The organism is Clostridium thermobutyricum DSM 4928, from assembly GCF_002050515.1.
GTDB classification, from domain to species: Bacteria; Bacillota; Clostridia; order Clostridiales; family Clostridiaceae; genus Clostridium; species Clostridium thermobutyricum.
In genome coordinates this window covers 1-2,076 of the sequence record NZ_LTAY01000104.1, presented here as the reverse complement: position 1 = coordinate 2,076, position 2,076 = coordinate 1, and the positions used below count along the sequence as shown (strand labels likewise).

1 protein-coding gene, 1 tRNA gene and 3 rRNA genes are annotated in these 2,076 nt (G+C 30.4%); all 5 read right to left on the bottom strand.

The genetic code is table 11. The features are described from left to right. Positions 1-390 (bottom strand): 16S ribosomal RNA (locus tag CLTHE_RS15730); the annotation flags it as partial. A 604-nt stretch (positions 391-994) separates the two neighbouring features. After that, entirely contained in the window at positions 995-1,582 is a 588-nt protein-coding gene (locus CLTHE_RS15725) for a hypothetical protein (RefSeq protein ID WP_080024228.1), read from the bottom strand. Positions 1,583-1,694: 112 nt separating this feature from the next. Next, positions 1,695-1,770, bottom strand: a tRNA-Ala gene (locus CLTHE_RS15720). 7 nt (positions 1,771-1,777) lie between these two features. Then, positions 1,778-1,894, bottom strand: a 5S ribosomal RNA gene (rrf, locus tag CLTHE_RS15715). 57 nt (positions 1,895-1,951) lie between these two features. Continuing rightward, positions 1,952-2,076 (bottom strand): 23S ribosomal RNA (locus CLTHE_RS15710); the annotation flags it as partial.

Here is a 2,076-nt window from a genome sequence, read left to right as displayed (position 1 = left end):
CATCAGGGTTTCCCCCATTGTGCAATATTCCCCACTGCTGCCTCCCGTAGGAGTCTGGGCCGTGTCTCAGTCCCAATGTGGCCGATCACCCTCTCAGGTCGGCTACGCATCGTCGCCTTGGTGAGCCGTTACCTCACCAACTAGCTAATGCGCCGCGGGTCCATCCTATAGCGGATTGCTCCTTTAATCCATGTATCATGCGATACTAGGATATTATGAGGTATTAATCTCCCTTTCGGAAGGCTATTCCTCTCTATAGGGCAGGTTACCCACGTGTTACTCACCCGTCCGCCGCTAATCCATTTTCCGAAGAAAATTTCATCGCTCGACTTGCATGTGTTAGGCACGCCGCCAGCGTTCGTCCTGAGCCAGGATCAAACTCTCAATAAAAAGTTTAATCTTTTAGCTCTTAAAACTTACTTATAAAAGAATTGCTGGTTTAAGTTTGCTTATATATTATTCTGTTCAATTTTCAAAGACCATTTTTTCTCATCGCTATCAGCGACTTATTTAGTCTATCACTTAAGATTTTGTATGTCAATACTTTTTTACTTAAGTTATATCTGTGAGTTATTTGCTTTAACTCATCGACGTTTATTATAATACCACATACTATATATATTACTTTATATTAATTTTTCAATTAAGTTATTTATTTTATTTATTCTCCAATTTTCTTTTTTTTTCTCTAATATTTTTATTATGATACACTAGGATATGTTTAATTTTTTTATTAGAATATTCTGTTTTTTATTTATTCACTCTCAATATTTTTATTATATATAAATTTATGATTTTATTTTAGAATGAATAGAAATAAACGATTCCTGTGTATCCAAAGTATAAGTGTATAATTGTTAATGTAATTAATAAGAAACAAATTTTTTTGATATACTTAAGTAAAAATTCATTTCCATAAAATATGTAATTTACTAAATTGTTTATCTTATTAATTTAATAAATAAAAAAATAAAGGACTTATTTAATAAGTCCTTTATTTTCTTATGCTATTTAAGTCTGCTTCTATAATTTCTTCTTGATTAAATACATTACTTTTATAATCCTCTAAATTACCACTAGGGTTAATTATTGTCTGATAATAATTAACTATTCTATTATATATATTTGATAAACTTACATTTATGTTTTTTTCTGTCTCTTCTTGAGATAAATTATCAATTTCTACTCTAATATTTACAAGCTTATTTTTTATATTTTCATCAATACCTGAGTTATTATAAAATATATTTAAACACCCTATGCTCTCGCCAACAGTGGTAAATACATTTTTATTCATTTCATCTGTATCAGATAAAAATTTATTATAGTCTATATTTATTATTTCTGATATTTCTTTCTTGTTTATTTGTCTATTATTTATAGTATTAGTCCATACCAATAAATAATATTGGCTCATACTAGTCAGATTTATATTCATATCATTCAAATCATTATATACTTTTGTAATTTGTTCTGACATATTAAGTTTTGTACTCTCATCACTTTTTTTATTTAATATTCCAATAGCAACACCAATTATTATTGCTATTACTATAAATATTGCTATTGTAATTTTTTTCATTTTCATTCTCCTAAAATAAACTCATATTTGATATTAACCCACATTATTTATATAAATTTTAAACTGTTTTTAAAAATATATTAAAAAAGACATGAAATATATTCATGTCTTTTGGTGGAGGTAAGGAGATTCGAACTCCTGACCCCCTGCGTGCAAGGCAGGTGCTCTCCCAACTGAGCTATACCCCCATATATAACCTAGCAACTTCCTACTCTCCCACACAGTCTCCCATGCAGTACCATCGGCGTTATAGAGCTTAACTTTCCTGTTCGGAATGGGAAGGAGTGTTTCCTCTATGCCATCATCACTAGATATTCAGAAATTTATTGTTCTCTGAAAATTGCACATCAAATTCTGTTGATATTTTTATTGGTCAAGCCCTCGATCTATTAGTATTAGTCAGCTGAACATGTTACCATGCTTACACCCCTAACCTATCAACCTTGTGTTCTTCAAGGGATCTTACTAGCTTACGCTATGGGAAATCTAATCTT

What these genes read in the sequence shown, in the direction of transcription:
- CLTHE_RS15725 (WP_080024228.1), bottom strand. Translation starts at nt 1,582, where the DNA reads ATGAAAAAAATTACAATAGCAATATTTATAGTAATAGCAATAATAATT.